This is a genomic window from Streptomyces sp. NPDC001678 (assembly GCF_042892945.1).
Classification (GTDB): Bacteria; Actinomycetota; Actinomycetes; order Streptomycetales; family Streptomycetaceae; genus Streptomyces.
The window spans coordinates 41,991-56,747 of record NZ_JBIAUP010000005.1; the positions used below are offsets into that span (position 1 = coordinate 41,991).

The window sequence follows — 14,757 nt, forward strand, 5'->3', positions numbered from 1 at the left end:
CTCCCACGGTCTAACCTCTCGGAAGAGGCGGGCCCGGGACGGATCCGCGGCATACGGCGGCATGGGGACGAATGCGCATCTCATTCCTGATCCACAACGCGTACGGGATCGGCGGCACGATCCGGACCACCCACACCCTCGCCGGCACCCTCGCCGAGCAGCACGACGTGGAGATCGTCTCCGTCTTCCGGCACCGGGAGGAGCCCGTCCTCGCCCCCGGCGGCAAGGTGCGGCTGCGGCACCTGGTGGACCTGCGCAGAGGGGGACCCGGCTACGAGGGCGACGACCCGGACCACCGGCGCCCCGCCGTCGTCTTCCCCGCCGCCGAGGGGCGCCACGGGCAGTACAGCCTGCTGACGGACCGCCGGATCGCCGAGCACCTGCGCCGTCTGGACTGCGACGTGGTCGTCGGCACCCGGCCCGGCCTCAATGTGCACATCGCCCAGCAGGCCCGGCGCGGCCCGGTGCGCGTCGGCCAGGAGCACCTGACGCTGGGCACCCACTCCGCGCAGCTCAAGCGGGTGCTGCGGACGCACTATCCGCGCCTCGACGCCGTCACCACCGTCACCGAGGCGGACGCACGCACCTACCGGCGGCTGATGCGGCTGCCCGGCGTGCGCGTCGAGGCGGTGCCCAACGGCGTGCCCGCGCCGGGGATCGCGCCCGCCGACGGCAGCGGCAAATGGGTGGTCGCGGCGGGGCGGCTGGCCCCCGTCAAGCGCTACGACGTCCTCGTCCGCGCCTTCGCCCTGGTCGTGGCCGAACGCCCCGACTGGCGGCTGCGGATCTACGGCGCCGGTGCCGAGCGGGCGAAGCTGCGGGCGCTGATCGACAAGCTCGGTCTCTACAACCACGTCTACCTCATGGGCCCCGCCAGCCCCCTGGAGCCCGAGTGGGTCAAGGGGTCCATCGGCGCGGTCACCTCCAGCCTGGAGTCCTTCGGCATGACGATCGTCGAGGCGATGCGCTGCGGGCTGCCGGTGGTGGCCACCGACTGCCCCCACGGCCCCGGCGAGATCATCGCCGACGGCACGGACGGCCTCCTGGTGCCCGTCGGGCGGACCGAGGCCATCGCCGCCGGGCTGCTGCGGCTGATCAACGACGACGAGCTGCGCCGGCGCATGGGCATGGCGGCGCTGGCGAACTCGGCGCGCTTCGACCCGGCGGCCGTCGCCGCCCGCTACGAGACCCTCTTCGCCGGCCTGCGCACGCGCGGCGGCCTCCGCGGCGGGCTGCACCGCACCCGGGGCGCCCTGCTCAGCACGGCCTTCCAGGCCAAGGACCGGGGCCGCTCCGCCCTGCGGAAGGTACGAGCCGCATGACGCCGAACCGGCCCACCGTGCCCGAGCGGGCCGGGGACCGCCCCTTCGCGGCGGTCGCCCCGCCGGCCCCGACCACCACTTCCGAGGAGAGCGTCATCGTGTCTGCCCCTCCCCTGTCCGCCGGCGCGGGGAACCCCAGCGCCGACTGCATCGCGGACTCCGCGGGCGGGCTCACCTTCGACCTCGACGCTCCCGGCCGGGCCGCCGACGCCCACTGGTCCGCCGCGCTCGTGCTGCGCCTCCGGGGCCGTGCGGAGGGCGAGGAGGAGGTCCGGCTGCCGCTCACCCCCAACGGCGACGGCCGGCTGCGGGCCGTGCTGCCCAGCACCGTCGCCCTGCCCGAGGGGCGCTGGGACGTCCATCTGGCCTGTGGTGAGGACACCCCGCGACGGCTGCTGCCCGGCCTCGCCGATCTGCGCTCCCTGATCGACCGCCGGCCCGGCCCCAGCACCTCCCCGCTGGCCGTGCGCATCCCCTACGCCACCAAGCACGGCAACCTCTCGCTGCGCAGCTGGCAGCGCGCCCCGCACGCGGAGGCCGGGGACGTGCTCGTCGACCCCGAGGGCATAACCGTCCGGGGCACGCTCTACCGGGTGGAGGACCCCGGGGCCTGGCTGGCGGGGGCGGTCGTGGAGGCCCGCTGCCGGCGGGCGGAGCTGACCGTCACGGCCCCGCTGACCGCCGCCGGGGGACAGGACTTCGCCTTCGCCCTTCCCTTCGCCGGGCTGTGCGCGCCGTGGCGCGGCGGCCCCGAGGTGTGGGACCTGTGGCTGCGCGGACCGGAGGGGACCCCGGTCCGCCTGGCCCGGATCCTGGACGATGTCGCGGACAAGAAGCACGTCTTCGTCTACCCGGCGCGGGATGTGACCGCCCCGTACGCCCCTGCCCAGGCGGGCCCGTACTACACCGCCGACAACGACCTTTCGGTGCGGATCGGCGAGTGCCCGCCGGGGGCCGGCCGGTAGCCGGCCACCGGCCTGCCGGGCTCAGCCGGCGGACCCGGCCGCGGCGTGCGGCTGTTCCTTCCCGGCGTTCTCCGGGTGGTGGAGGTCGAAGGCCGGGGACTCGGAGCGGATGCGCGGGATGCGGGTGAAGTTGTGCCGGGGCGGCGGGCAGGAGGTCGCCCACTCCAGCGAGCGCCCGTACCCCCAGGGGTCGTCCACCTCGACCTTCTTCCCGTACCTGGCGGTCTTCCAGATGTTGTGGAAGAACGGCAGGTTGGACAGGCCCAGCAGGAACGCCCCGATCGAGGAGACGGTGTTGAGGGCGGTGAAGCCGTCGGCCGCCAGGTAGTCGGCGTAACGGCGGGGCATCCCCTCGGCGCCCAGCCAGTGCTGGACGAGGAAGGTGAGGTGGAAGCCGGTGAAGAGAGTCCAGAAGTGGAGCTTGCCCAGCCGCTCCTCCAGCATCTTCCCGGTGAGCTTCGGCCACCAGAAGTAGAAGCCGGCGAACGTCGCGAAGACCACCGTCCCGAAGACCACGTAGTGGAAGTGCGCCACGACGAAGTAGGTGTCGGTGACGTGGAAGTCCAGCGGCGGCGAGGCGAGGATCACCCCGGTCAGACCGCCGAAGAGGAAGCTGACCAGGAAGCCCACCGACCACAGCATGGGCGTCTCGAAGGACAGCGAGCCCTGCCACATCGTGCCGATCCAGTTGAAGAACTTCACCCCGGTCGGCACCGCGATCAGGAACGACATGAACGAGAAGAAGGGCAGCAGCACCGCGCCGGTGGCGAACATGTGGTGCGCCCAGACCACCACCGACAGGGCCGTGATGGCCATGGTGGCGCCGATGAGCATCACATAGCCGAAGATCGGCTTGCGGGAGAAGACCGGGATGATCTCGCTGATGATGCCGAAGAACGGCAGCGCGATGATGTACACCTCGGGGTGGCCGAAGAACCAGAACAGGTGCTGCCACAGCAGCGCCCCGCCCCACTGGGGCTCGAAGACCAGGGCCCCGAACCGTCGGTCCGCCTCCAGGGAGAGCAGCGCCGCCGCCAGCACGGGGAAGGCGAGCAGGATGAGGATCGAGGTGAAGAGCACGTTCCAGGTGAAGACCGGCATCCGGAACATCGTCATCCCGGGGGCGCGCATCCCGATGATCGTGGTCAGGAAGTTCACCGCGCCGAGGATGGTGCCGAAGCCGGCGAGCGCCAGCCCCATGATCCACATGTCGCCGCCCAGGCCCGGTGAGCGGGCCCCGCTGTTCAGCGGGGCGTAGGCGGTCCAGCCGAAGGAGGCGCCGCCCTCGGGCATCAGCAGGCTGGAGACCACGATGATGCCGCCGAAGAGGTAGAGCCAGTAGGCGAACATGTTCAGCCGGGGGAACGCCACATCGGGCGAGCCGATCTGAAGCGGCATGATCGCGTTGGCGAAGCCCGCGAAGGCCGGGGTGGCGAACAGCAGCAGCATGATCGTGCCATGCGCGGTGAACACCTCGTTGAACTGCTCGTTGCTCATCAGCTGGAGCCCCGGTCGGGCCAGCTCGGCGCGCATCAGCATGGCGAGCAGCCCGCCGATGAGGAAGAAGCCGAACGATGTGATCAGGTAGAGGTTCCCGATCTTCTTGTGGTCGGTCGTCGTCAGCCAGTCCACGATGATCCGGCCCGGGCTGCGCTCCCCGGCCGGCCCGGCCGGTCCGGCCGCGGCGGCCTGCGCGGTGTCGGTCCCCATCCGTGCCCCCTCGCCTGTGGTGCTCTCGGATACGCGAGTGTCCTCGCGGGCACCCGCCATGATGCTCCGGTGGCGCCGCGCGCGCGAGGGCGCCTCGCCGCCGGGACGTTCCGGAACATGAAATTCCGAGGGCTCCGGCGCCGATAGGCCCGGGCCCCGGCAATTCCGTTGGATCAATGCGGGGCCGGGGGCGTGGGGCGGGAATTCGCCGGGGTTCCGGGGGAGTTGCCGGAGGGCCTTCCGGGAAGGTGTGGTGAATTCCCCGACGAGTTTTTGTGGAGGCTTACGGAGGGAAAAGGAACACCCCGTGGGGGTGAGGGAATTCGGCGCAAACCCCCACGGGGGCACTGTGACAGAAGTGTGACCAGTGGCGGACCGGGGGGAGAGAACCGAGGGGGAGGGGAGGCTGGGCGGCGGCCCGCCCGGCCGCCTACGGTGGCTGCCATGGCAACCCTCCCCGGACTCCCCGCCGATCCCGACGACGACCCCGCCGCCTATGTCGGCCTCGCGGCCGACGAGGCCGCCGACCGGGCACGCGCCCGCGGCTGGACGGACGTGAGGACGCTGCCGCCTGGCGCGATCGTCACCATGGAGTACCGCGCGGGCCGGCTGAATCTGGAGGTCGAGCACGGCACCGTACGGCGCTGCTGGAAGGGCTGACGGCCGGACAGCGGCGGCCCCGACGCGCGAAGGCGGCCCCGGAGGATCTCCGGGGCCGCCTTCGCGGTGTTCCGTGACGGCCGCCTTCGCGCTCTTCCGCGACCGGCGGGCTGAGGCGGGCTCAGGCCCGGCCGCGCCCGGCCGACGGGCCGAAGGAGGTGCCGCGCGGCATCCGGTCGGCGTGCGGCGGCCGGCGGCTGCCGGCCGGGGTGACCGGACTCCGCTCGGAGCGGACCGCGTGCGGCCGCAGCGGCGGATGCGCTCTGCCGTCGGCGACCCGGGCGGTCCCGCCGCCCGAGCGGCTGCCGGCGCCCACGGGCTCGCGGACCGGCAGCTCGTCGTCGGCCGGGGTGCGGGGCGCGCCCAGCGGCACGGACGCCGCGACCGGTGCGGGGAAGGGCGCCGTGAGCAGCCGGCCGCTGCGCAGCCGCAGCCACACGCCCAGCAGCCAGGCCTCGGTGCGGGCCATCAGCGGCTCGAACCAGGGCAGGGCCAGCAGCACCAGCAGGCCGGCGGTCCAGCCCAGGGTGACGTCGCTCATCCAGTGCGTGCCCAGGTAGACCGTGGTCATCCCGACGCCGAGCGCCAGCATCGCGGCGCACACCGAGGAGATCCGCCGGGTGCGCGGCGTGGTGGCCAGATAGGCGAGGACGCCCCAGGTCACCACCGCGTTCGCGGTGTGTCCCGAGGGGAATATGTCGCCGCCCGCGAACATCTCGTTCGAGCCGACGGCGGTGGCGTAGTGCGGACCGAGCCGGCCCATGCCGATCTTGGCGGCGCCCACGGTCGCGTTGAGCAGCAGCAGCGACGTGCCCAGCACCAGCAGCGGGCGCAGGGTCTTCTGTCTGTACGTACACCAGCCCAGCCACGCCGCGACGGCCACGGCGGTCGGGCCGCGCTGGCCCAGGACCACGAAGTAGTCGAGGAAGGTGTGGATCTCCGGCCACTGCTTGTAGGGCCGGAAGAGCATGACCTGCCAGTCGAAGCGCACCGGCCAGGAGGTGGTGAGCACGCCGACCACGATGGCCACGTAGACCACGGAGGTCGCCACGAAGATGCCCAGGCGGGTCCGGGTCATCCGCGGCCGCACGGGTTGGGAGCGCTCCTCCGCAGGGACGAGCTCGTCGTTGGTACGCACTCAATCGACGTTACATTGCGTGACAGGAGGGTTCGGCCGATCGAGGCTCTTTGTGATGACGATGTGATGTGGAATGCGTCTCAATCGTGGCTCGCCGCATGTTTGAAACGGGCGAATAAGAATCGGTTAAAGAAACGCGGGACGGCTTTGGTCAAAGCCTGGCGAGGTATTAATTCCTTTTCGTGGGACCGCGTTTATCGGCATGTGGCCGAGGGGTTCCGCGCCGTTTCCCGGCGGCCCGCCGGGCCGCCCGGGAATTACGATCATGGCGGGCCGGAACCGTGCAGCCAGAACGCGCCATAGACCGCCGACGCGAGCGCGACAGCCGTCATCACGGTCACCGCGCGTACCGTGCGTAGCCGGGCCAGGGCCACCGCCAGGGGCAGCAGCAGGGGAAAGGCGGGCAGCATCAGCCGTGGCTTGGACCCGAAGTACCCCTTGGCCGTGAGCGCCAGCAGCAGCACCGTCCCCGTATAGACGAGCAACGGCAGCGGCTGCCCCTGACGCACTCCGGCCAGATACAGCCGGATCACCAGGGCCACACCGAGCAGCAGCGCCACCCCCGCCGGCCAGGCGGGCCCCGTCAGCCGTTCCCAGATGAACGAGCCGAAGGCCAGCCCACCGTCGAAACCATTGCCCCAGCCGCCCTGGACGTCGAGATAACCGGTGACGGAACCGGTGCGCATCCCCACCCAGACGACATACGCCAGCCAGCCCAGCGGAGCGAGCACCACTCCCGGCAGCACCCGGGCGAACGGCGCCGCCTCGCCCCGGCGGCGCGCCCGCAGCAGGGCCACCGCCGCGGTCAGCCAGACCGCCGCCACCACGGCCGCCCCCACCGGCCGGGTCAGCCCGGCCAGCGCCGCCAGCGCGCCCGCCCACACCCACCGGCCGGTCAGCACGCAGTACAGGGCCCACGCCGCCAGCGCCGTGAACAGCGACTCCGAGTACGCCATCGACTGCACGACGCCCACCGGCAGCGCGGCCCACAGCACCGCCAGCGCCACCCCGGCCCGCCGCCCGTAGGCGAGCGAGCCCACCGCGAAGATCCCCCACGCGGCGGCGAGACCGGCGACCGCCGAGACCACCAGGCCCGCGTCCGGTGCCGACAGCGGCAGCACCGCCGACAGCGACCGCTCCAGCCAGGGCAGCAGCGGGAAGAACGCCAGGTCGGAATGGACCTTCCCGCCCGCCAGCTGAAGCGTGTAGCCGTACCCCTGCTCCGCTACCCGCGCGTACCAGACGGAGTCCCAGCGCGCCGACAGCAGATGACGCGCCTCCTTGCCGTCCGCCATTCCCCACAGCGCCAGCGCCACCACCCCCAGCACCCGCACCGCCGCGTACAGCAGCAGCGCGGGCGCGGCCCGGCGCAGCGCGGCACGGACCCGGGCGGGCCGGCCACCGATGAGGGCACCGGCAGCGACCTCGGCGGATATGCCGGAGGGCGCCGTGACGGCCGGGGCCGGTGAGGTGGAGGAAGCGTGAACGGTCACCGATCGATTGTCCCAGCCCCGCGACGTGAGAGGGGCCACGTGGGTTCCGCCGGGGTTCGCGTACGCTGTCGACTCACTCGCCCCCTGATACCGCCGGGGCTCATTGGTCCCCAACTGGTTTCCCCGGCCCCATGGCCGCGAGCGCATGACACGGAGGTGTGTGGATGTCAGGGACGACCACCGCCGGCCCCCGACGGCCGGTCGGCGTTCCCCGGCAGCGGCTCCGGCCGCGCCGCGCGGAAGGGCCGGGTGCCGCCGCGGGGAGCCGGTGGACCGTGCTCGTCGTCCTCTGCGTCAGCCTCCTTCTGGTCGCCGTCGACGCCACCGTGCTGCATGTCGCGGTCCCGGCCGTCACGGAGGACCTGCGCCCGGGCGCGATACAGCTGCTGTGGATCGTCGACGTCTACCCCCTCGTCTGCGCCTCGCTGCTCATCCTCTTCGGCACCCTCGGCGACCGGGTCGGCCGCCGCCGGGTGCTGCTCCTCGGCTACGCCCTCTTCGGCGTGGCCTCCGCGCTCGCCGCCCTCGCGCCGACACCGGAGATCCTGATCGCCGCCCGGGCGCTGCTCGGCGCCGGCGGCGCGATGATCATGCCGGCGACCCTTTCGATCCTCCGGCAGGTCTTCCCCGACCGCCGGGAGCGCGCCCTGGCCATCGGCGTCTGGAGCGCGGTGGCGGCGGTGGGCGCGGCCGTCGGACCGCTGCTCGGCGGCTTCCTGCTGGAGCACTTCTGGTGGGGCTCCGTCTTCCTCATCAACATCCCGCTCATGGCCGTCAGCCTCCCCGTCGGCCGCTGGCTGCTGCCCGAGTCGACCGGCGACCACGACGGCCCGTGGGACGTCCTCGGCGCGCTGATGGCGGCGTTCGGCCTGTTCGGCCTCGTCTACGGGGTCAAGCGGGTGGGCGGCGCGGAGGCGCTGTCGCTCGGCACGGTCGTCCCGGCGGCGCTCGGGGCCGCTCTGCTCGTCGTCTTCGTGCGACGACAGCGGCGGCGGGAGCATCCGCTCGTCGACCTGACGATGTTCGCCCGGCCCGCCTTCGGCACCTCCGTCGGCTGCATCGTCCTGGCCATGCTGGCGCTGGTCGGGCTGGAGCTGATCGCCGCGCAGTACCTCCAGCTCGTCCTCGGCCTCACCCCGCTGGAGACGGGCCTGCGCCTGCTGCCCCTCACGCTCGCCGCGATGGCGGCGGGCCTCGCGGGCTCACGGGTCCTCCAGCGGTTCGGGCCGCGCGCCATGGTCTCGTCCGGTTTCGTGCTCACGGCGATGGCGGTGCTCTCGCTGACCGTGATGGGACGGGAAGACCGTCCCTACGCGCTGATCGCCGGCTTCGTGCTGCTCGGCTTCGGCCTGGAGACCACGCTCTTCGGCGCGTACGAGTCGATGCTGAGCGAGGCGCCCGCGCAGTCGGCGGGCGGCGCGGCCGCGATCGGCGAGACGTCGTACCAGCTGGGCGCGGGCATCGGCATCGCCCTGCTCGGCAGCGTCATGAACGCGGCGTACGCGCCGGGCGTGGACGGGGTCCCGGGCGTCCCCAGCGCGGCGGGCCGGGCCGCGAGCCACTCGCTGGGCGAGGCCTACGAGGTCGCGGACCGCCTCGACGGCCCGGCGGGCACGGCCCTGCGCGCCGCCGCGCGGGACGCGTTCGTGCACGGCCTGCACGTGACGCTGGCGGTGAGCGCGGGGCTCCTGGCACTTGGCGCGGTGGCGGCCCTGCGGTTGCCGCGGGGGCTGGACACGGCGGAGGGCTGAGGGCGGTCTCGACACCGCCGGGCCCCTTGCGGGGCCTCCCCACCCGCCGCGACGGCGACCAGCCACCGCCTACGTGCCCGGCGGTGCCGAAACCGCCCCGGCCGGGTCTGGACGCCGAGGGTTACCCACCCGTAGCGTGCTGGGCAAGCGATGATCACCCCGAACCGAGCCGGAGGCTGCCCCGTGTTCGACCCCCATGATCCGCTCGGCATCGACGACCTGCTCACCGACGACGACCGGGCCGTCCGGGACACCGTCAGGCGCTGGACGCACGACCGCGTGCTGCCGCACATCGCGCAGTGGTACGAGAGCGGCGAGGTCCCCGTGCGCGAACTCGCCCGGGAGCTGGGCGCCATGGGCGCCCTCGGCATGCAGCTCACCGGCTACGGCTGCGCGGGCGCGAGCGCCGTCCAGTACGGGCTGGCCTGCCTGGAGGTGGAGGCGGCCGACTCCGGCATCCGTTCCCTCGTCTCCGTGCAGGGCTCCCTCGCGATGTACGCCATCCACCGCTTCGGCTCCGAGGAGCAGAAGCTGCGCTGGCTGCCCGGGATGGCGACCGGCGAGATCATCGGCTGCTTCGGGCTGACCGAGCCCGACCACGGCTCCGACCCGGGCGGGATGCGGACGTACGCCAAGCGCGACGCCGGCGGCGACTGGGTGCTGACGGGCCGGAAGATGTGGATCACCAATGGCTCGGTGGCCGGGGTCGCGGTCGTCTGGGCCCGGACGGACGAGGGCATCAGGGGCTTCGTCGTCCCCACCGACAGCCCCGGCTTCTCCGCCCCGGAGATCAAGCACAAGTGGTCGCTGCGCGCCTCCGTCACCAGCGAGCTGGTCCTGGACGAGGTGCGGCTGCCCGCCGACGCGGTGCTGCCGGGGGCGAAGGGGCTGGGCGGCCCGCTCGGCTGTCTGAACCACGCCCGGTACGGCATCGTGTGGGGCGCGATGGGCGCCGCGCGCACCTGCTTCGAGACGGCGCTGGACTACGCGCGCACGCGCGAGCAGTTCGGCAGGCCCATCGGCGGTTTCCAGCTCACCCAGGCCAAGCTGGCCGACATGGCGCTGGAGCTCCATAAGGGCGTACTGCTGGCCCACCATCTGGGACGGCGGATGGACGCCGGGCGGCTGCGGCCGGAGCAGGTGAGCTTCGGGAAGCTGAACAACGTGCGCGAGGCGATCGAGATCTGCCGCACCGCCCGCACGGTCCTGGGCGCCAACGGGATCTCGCTCGAGTACCCCGTGATGCGCCATGCGACGAATCTGGAGTCGGTGCTGACCTACGAGGGCACCGTGGAGATGCACCAGCTCGTGCTGGGCAAGGCGCTCACCGGCCTCGACGCGTTCCGGTGAGCACCTGCCCGCACATCAGCTCTGGTTGCTGTGCTGTCCCGGGGGGCAACCCCCGGACCCCCGGCCGCTGACCCCCGCCCGCACATCAGCTCTGGTTGAAGAAGCCGCCCTGCATGCGGCCGCCCTCCCCGCTGACGACCTTGTAGTCGGCGGGGGTGAGCAGGAAGACCCGGTTGGCCACGCGTTCGATCGAGCCCCGGAGGCCGAAGGTCAACCCGGCGGCGAAGTCCACCACCCGCTTGGCGTCGCTGGGCTCCATGCTCGTGAGGTTGACGATGACCGGTACGCCGTCCCGGAACAGCTCGCCGATGCCCCGGGCGTCCCGGAAGCCGTCCGGGGTGACCGTGGCGATACGGGTGCCCTGTTCCTGCGCGACCTCGTCGGCCACACGCACCTTGGGGTTGGTCACCCAGGAGTCGCCGGGCTCGGTCCCCTCTTCCGAGTCCTCTTCGTAGCCGCCGTAGTAGCGCTCGTCATCGCTGTCGTCGACGAGGCCAAGCCACGCACTCGCCTTGCGCACCGATCCCATGGACGCCTCCTCTCACACGCGGTGTGTTCCGCCCGCTCCTCTATGGTCGTCCATGATGCGGATGATGTGCCAAGTGGATGGCGGCCATGCGGGGATTTCGTGACGCATCTGGTGCAAAGTGGGTGGCGGTGCGTCAGAAACTCCTATGAGCCGACCTTAGGCGTCGGACCTGGGCATATGCGGCATGGACCGGAGTGGACGGCCTCCGGCCCAGCTCGATTGTCCCCGCTGACTAGGATGCCCGGGCACATCGACACCACACACGGGGACACGTTTTGTTCGGGATCATCAGGCCCTGCCGTCACAGACTCTCGGAACGCATGAGAACGGAGTGGATGGCGCATCTCTGCGGACTCTGTCTGGCGTTGAGGGGCGATCACGGGCAATTCGCTCGAATAGCAACCAACTATGACGGTCTCGTCATATCGGTGCTGGTCGAGGCGCAGTCCACTCGTACCGAGGGGTCCGACGCCTGGCGGCGCACGGCCGGGCCCTGTCCCCTGCGGGGGATGCGCTCCGCGTCCGTGGCCCAGGGGGAGGGCGCCCGGCTGGCCGCCACGGTCTCGCTCGTCCTGGCCTCGGCGAAGATGCGCGACCATGTCGCCGACGGCGACGGGCTGTTGGCGCGCCGTCCGGTCGCGGCGGCCGCGCGTGGCATCGCCGCCCGGTGGGAGGGGGCGGGTGCCCGTACGGGGGCGGAACTCGGCTTCGACACGGCCGTCCTGGTCGACGCGGTCGAACGGCAGGCGGGCGTCGAGGCGCTGGCCGGTCCGGGCACCCCGCTGCTGGAGGTCACCGAGCCCACCGAGACGGCCACCGCCATGGCCTTCGGGTATACGGCCGTGCTCGCGGGGCGGCCCGGCAACCGCCCGGCCCTGGAGGAGGCCGGCCGGCTCTTCGGCCGGCTCGCCCATCTCCTCGACGCCGTCGAGGACCTGGAGGAGGACGCCCGCACCGGGTCCTGGAACCCCATCGCCGCCACCGGCACCGGCCTCGACGAGGCGCGACGGCTGTGCGACGACGCGGTGCGCGGGGTGCGGCTGGCGCTGCGCGACGTGGAGTTCGGGAGCAAGTCCCAGGGCAGGCTGGCCCACCTCCTGCTGGCGCACGAGCTGGAACGGTCCGTGGACCGGGCGTTCGCGACCGGCGGCTGCGCGACCCATGGACACACCGCGCCCGAGGGCGCGTTCGGGCCGCCGCCCGTGATGCCGCCGGCCGCGCCGCCGGAGCCGCCCAGGGGCGGCGGGCGGCGACGGCGCGGGCTGATCGCCGGGTGCGCCGTCTGGACCGGCATGTTCTGCACCGGCCAGATCTGCTGCAAGGACCCCTACGCGGACCCCTGGACGGGGCAGCCGCGCGAGGGCTGGTGCGCCAAGTGCTGTGACAACTGCGATTGCGGCGATTGTGGAGACTGCGGAAGCTGCTGCGATTGCTGTGACTGTTGCGGTAAGTGCTGCGATGGTTGTGACGGCTGTGATGGTTGCGACTGCGGCTGTGACTGCTGAGCCGCTCGGCACAGAGGTCCGGTGCGTGGACGTACGAGGGGAGGGTGCGGCTCAACAGCCGCGCTGGTGAAGGCAGCGGGCGCCGGGGCGCGCGGGCGCCACGGCGCGCGTCGTGTCTCGGCGGTACGACGGCGCGCGGTCAGCGCGGACAGGAGGCGGACCACACCCGACCGAAGTCGATGTGGTCGCGGGTGACGAGCCGCTGCCGAGGACGCATGGCATAAGTGGAGCAGCCATCCGGTTGGCCCGTCAACCGAGTTGAGGCGTGCGGTCCACACCGCGGACGCTCTTTTGGACAGGGTTGACAGACAGCCGTGGCCCCGGCTTAGCCTCGACGTCCGGTCGTGCTGAGGGGCGCGGCCGGGTGAAGGCGGCACCATCCCGTGTTCGATCACCGCATCCACGGAGCCTTCGCATGCCCGCGCCCTCCTCGTCCGCACACCTGCGTGTCCCTTCCCTTGTCGTCATCGGCGCGGGCCCGCGCGGCACCGGTCTCGTCGAGCGCATAGCCGCCAACGCCCCCGAACTCCTCGGGGGCGGCCGCCTCGATCTCCACCTCGTCGACCCCCACCCGCCGGGCGGCGGCCGGATCTGGCGGCACGACCAGTCCCCGCTGCTGTGGATGAACTCCATGGCCGAGGACGTCACGATGTACACCGACGACTCCGTCGAGTGCGCGGGCCCGGTGCGCCACGGCCCCTCGCTCGCCGAGTGGGCGGCCCGCGTCCGCGACGGTGCGGAATCGATCCACCTCGATCCCGGGACGGCCGCCGAGGCCCGGGCGCTGACCCCCCGGAGCTTCGCCGGCCGACGGCTCCAGAGCGCCTATCTGTCCTGGGTGTACGACCGCGCGGTCGCCACCCTGCCGGCCGGGATCACCGTCCACGAACACCGCCTCCGCGCCGTACGGCTCACCGGGCCCCGCGACGGCCGGCAGCGGGTGTGGCTGGAGGGCCGGGGCAGCCCGCTCCTCGCCGACGCCGTCGTCCTCGCCCTCGGCCACCTCGACGCCGACCCCGGCCCGGAGCAGCGGGCCCTCGCCTCCTTCGCCACGGACCACGGACTGACCTATCTGCCGCCCGAGTTCACCGCCGACAGCGACCTGGCCGCCCTGCGCCCCGGCGAGCCCGTCCTCGTACGCGGCCTCGGCCTCGCCTTCGTCGACCTCATGGCCCTGCTGACCGAGGGCAGAGGCGGACGGTTCACCGCCGACGACAGGGGCACGCTCACCTACCACCCCTCCGGGCGCGAGCCCGTCCTCCACGTCGGATCCCGGCGCGGCGTCCCCTACCGAGCCAAGCTCGGCTACCGCTGGCACGGCGAACACCCACCGCTGCCACGCTTCCTGGGGCCCGCCGAGGCCGAGGAGCTGCGCGCCCGTCCCGGCCCGCTCGACTACCACCGCGACATCCTGCCGCTGGTGGAGAAGGAACTCGGCTTCGCCCACTACCACCGGCTGTTCACCGCCCACCCGGCCCGGACGGCCGTCGACTGGCACGTCTTCGAGGAGAAGTACGCCGTCTGCGCCCCCGGCAGCGCCGAACTCGACGCGCTGGTCTCCGCGTCCGTGCCCGACCCGGCCGACCGGCTCGACCTGGAGACGCTCGACCGCCCGCTCGCCGGGCTGCGCTTCCCCGACGGGGAGGCGCTCCAGGAGGGTCTGCGCGCCCACATCGAGGCCGACCTCGCCCGGCGCCACAACCCCTGCCACAGCCCGGACCTCGCCGTCTTCCTCGGGCTGCTCTCCGTCTACGGGCAGCTCGCCGGGCTCGGCGACATCGGCACCGAGTGGCACGGCTTCTTCAGCTACCTCGCCTCCGGGCCGCCCGGCCCCCGGCTGCGGCAACTGCTCGCGCTCTCCCGCGCGGGCATCGTCCGGTTCCTCGGGGCGGACACGGCCTTCGAGGCGGACGCGGAGCGCGGGGTGTTCCGGGCGCGGAGCGTGAGCGCGCCGGGCCTCGCCGTCGAGGCGCGGGCGTTGGTGGAGGCGCGGCTGCCGGAGCCGTCCGTTGTGGGGTCGCGTGATTCGCTGCTGCGGGAGCTTTCCCGGGAGGCGCTCGCCACCCCTGCCGGGCTGCTCGCCGTCAGCCCTGAGGACGGGCGGGTCCTCGGGACCGACGGAGTGCCGCATCCTCGGCGGTTCGCGCTCGGGCCGCATACGGACGCGCGGTCGTCCGGTGCGTTCGCTCGGCCCGGGACCAATGCGCCTGCCTTTCGGCAGAACGACGCCGCTGCGCGGGCGCTGTTGCGCCTCTTGGGCTGAGGCCGGTTCGCGTCCGCGGGCCGGTTGTGCCCACCCGTGCCGCCCTTGCGGCACGACTGCCCACAACCTCG

The 14,757-nt window shown here is 72.8% G+C and carries 11 protein-coding genes; 7 read left to right on the plus strand and 4 right to left on the minus strand.

Translation table 11 applies throughout. The annotated features are described in order from the left end of the window. The first annotated feature begins 71 nt into the window (after positions 1–71). Positions 72–1,322: a glycosyltransferase family 4 protein gene (locus ACFYZR_RS11985; RefSeq protein ID WP_391908686.1), complete on the plus strand. Its 1,251-nt coding sequence runs from the start codon at positions 72–74 to the stop codon at positions 1,320–1,322. Further along, positions 1,319–2,287 (plus strand): hypothetical protein, encoded by a 969-nt coding sequence (locus tag ACFYZR_RS11990; RefSeq protein WP_391908689.1) that lies wholly within the window; start codon positions 1,319–1,321, stop codon positions 2,285–2,287. Before ACFYZR_RS11985 ends, ACFYZR_RS11990 begins: the two co-directional genes overlap by 4 nt. Positions 2,288–2,308: 21 nt before the next feature. Here ACFYZR_RS11990 and ctaD read toward each other — a convergent pair whose 3' ends face one another. After that, positions 2,309–3,997: a cytochrome c oxidase subunit I gene (gene ctaD, locus ACFYZR_RS11995; RefSeq protein ID WP_391908692.1), complete on the minus strand. Its 1,689-nt coding sequence runs from the start codon at positions 3,995–3,997 to the stop codon at positions 2,309–2,311. 444 nt (positions 3,998–4,441) lie between these two features. Here ctaD and ACFYZR_RS12000 point away from each other — a divergent pair, with 444 nt between their 5' ends. Continuing rightward, the gene (locus ACFYZR_RS12000) at positions 4,442–4,657 is read left to right on the plus strand and encodes an I78 family peptidase inhibitor (protein WP_391908695.1); all 216 of its coding nucleotides are present in this window, start codon (positions 4,442–4,444) and stop codon (positions 4,655–4,657) included. 121 nt (positions 4,658–4,778) lie between these two features. Here the strand turns inward: ACFYZR_RS12000 and ACFYZR_RS12005 are convergent, their stop codons facing one another. Together ACFYZR_RS12005 and ACFYZR_RS12010 are read right to left on the minus strand one after the other, a co-directional pair. Then, a complete protein-coding gene (locus ACFYZR_RS12005; RefSeq protein WP_391908698.1) occupies positions 4,779–5,795 on the minus strand; it encodes a phosphatase PAP2 family protein in 1,017 nt (338 codons plus the stop codon). 263 nt (positions 5,796–6,058) lie between these two features. After that, positions 6,059–7,231, minus strand: a complete 1,173-nt coding sequence (locus ACFYZR_RS12010; protein WP_391909755.1) for a hypothetical protein — start codon at positions 7,229–7,231, stop codon at positions 6,059–6,061. A gap of 221 nt (positions 7,232–7,452) precedes the next feature. Here ACFYZR_RS12010 and ACFYZR_RS12015 point away from each other — a divergent pair, with 221 nt between their 5' ends. Further along, a complete protein-coding gene (locus ACFYZR_RS12015) occupies positions 7,453–9,039 on the plus strand; it encodes an MFS transporter (protein WP_391908701.1) in 1,587 nt (528 codons plus the stop codon). Positions 9,040–9,189: 150 nt separating this feature from the next. Next, positions 9,190–10,389: an acyl-CoA dehydrogenase family protein gene (locus ACFYZR_RS12020; protein WP_391908704.1), complete on the plus strand. Its 1,200-nt coding sequence runs from the start codon at positions 9,190–9,192 to the stop codon at positions 10,387–10,389. An 85-nt stretch (positions 10,390–10,474) separates the two neighbouring features. Here ACFYZR_RS12020 and ACFYZR_RS12025 read toward each other — a convergent pair whose 3' ends face one another. Then, positions 10,475–10,918, minus strand: a complete 444-nt coding sequence (locus ACFYZR_RS12025; protein WP_391908706.1) for a cell division protein SepF — start codon at positions 10,916–10,918, stop codon at positions 10,475–10,477. A 275-nt stretch (positions 10,919–11,193) separates the two neighbouring features. Here ACFYZR_RS12025 and ACFYZR_RS12030 point away from each other — a divergent pair, with 275 nt between their 5' ends. Together ACFYZR_RS12030 and ACFYZR_RS12035 are read left to right on the plus strand one after the other, a co-directional pair. Continuing rightward, positions 11,194–12,423 carry a DUF5685 family protein gene (locus ACFYZR_RS12030; RefSeq protein WP_391908708.1) on the plus strand — a complete coding sequence of 410 codons (1,230 nt, stop codon included), beginning with the start codon at positions 11,194–11,196 and terminating at the stop codon, positions 12,421–12,423. A 415-nt stretch (positions 12,424–12,838) separates the two neighbouring features. Beyond that, positions 12,839–14,686 carry an FAD/NAD(P)-binding protein gene (locus ACFYZR_RS12035; RefSeq protein ID WP_391908711.1) on the plus strand — a complete coding sequence of 616 codons (1,848 nt, stop codon included), beginning with the start codon at positions 12,839–12,841 and terminating at the stop codon, positions 14,684–14,686. Positions 14,687–14,757 lie beyond the last annotated feature (71 nt).

What these genes read in the sequence shown, in the direction of transcription:
- ctaD (WP_391908692.1), bottom strand. Translation starts at nt 3,997, where the DNA reads ATGGGGACCGACACCGCGCAGGCCGCCGCGGCCGGACCGGCCGGGCCG.
- ACFYZR_RS12035 (WP_391908711.1), top strand. Translation starts at nt 12,839, where the DNA reads ATGCCCGCGCCCTCCTCGTCCGCACACCTGCGTGTCCCTTCCCTTGTC.
- ACFYZR_RS12020 (WP_391908704.1), top strand. Translation starts at nt 9,190, where the DNA reads ATGATCACCCCGAACCGAGCCGGAGGCTGCCCCGTGTTCGACCCCCAT.
- ACFYZR_RS12025 (WP_391908706.1), bottom strand. Translation starts at nt 10,918, where the DNA reads ATGGGATCGGTGCGCAAGGCGAGTGCGTGGCTTGGCCTCGTCGACGAC.
- ACFYZR_RS11990 (WP_391908689.1), top strand. Translation starts at nt 1,319, where the DNA reads ATGACGCCGAACCGGCCCACCGTGCCCGAGCGGGCCGGGGACCGCCCC.
- ACFYZR_RS12000 (WP_391908695.1), top strand. Translation starts at nt 4,442, where the DNA reads ATGGCAACCCTCCCCGGACTCCCCGCCGATCCCGACGACGACCCCGCC.
- ACFYZR_RS12015 (WP_391908701.1), top strand. Translation starts at nt 7,453, where the DNA reads ATGTCAGGGACGACCACCGCCGGCCCCCGACGGCCGGTCGGCGTTCCC.
- ACFYZR_RS11985 (WP_391908686.1), top strand. Translation starts at nt 72, where the DNA reads ATGCGCATCTCATTCCTGATCCACAACGCGTACGGGATCGGCGGCACG.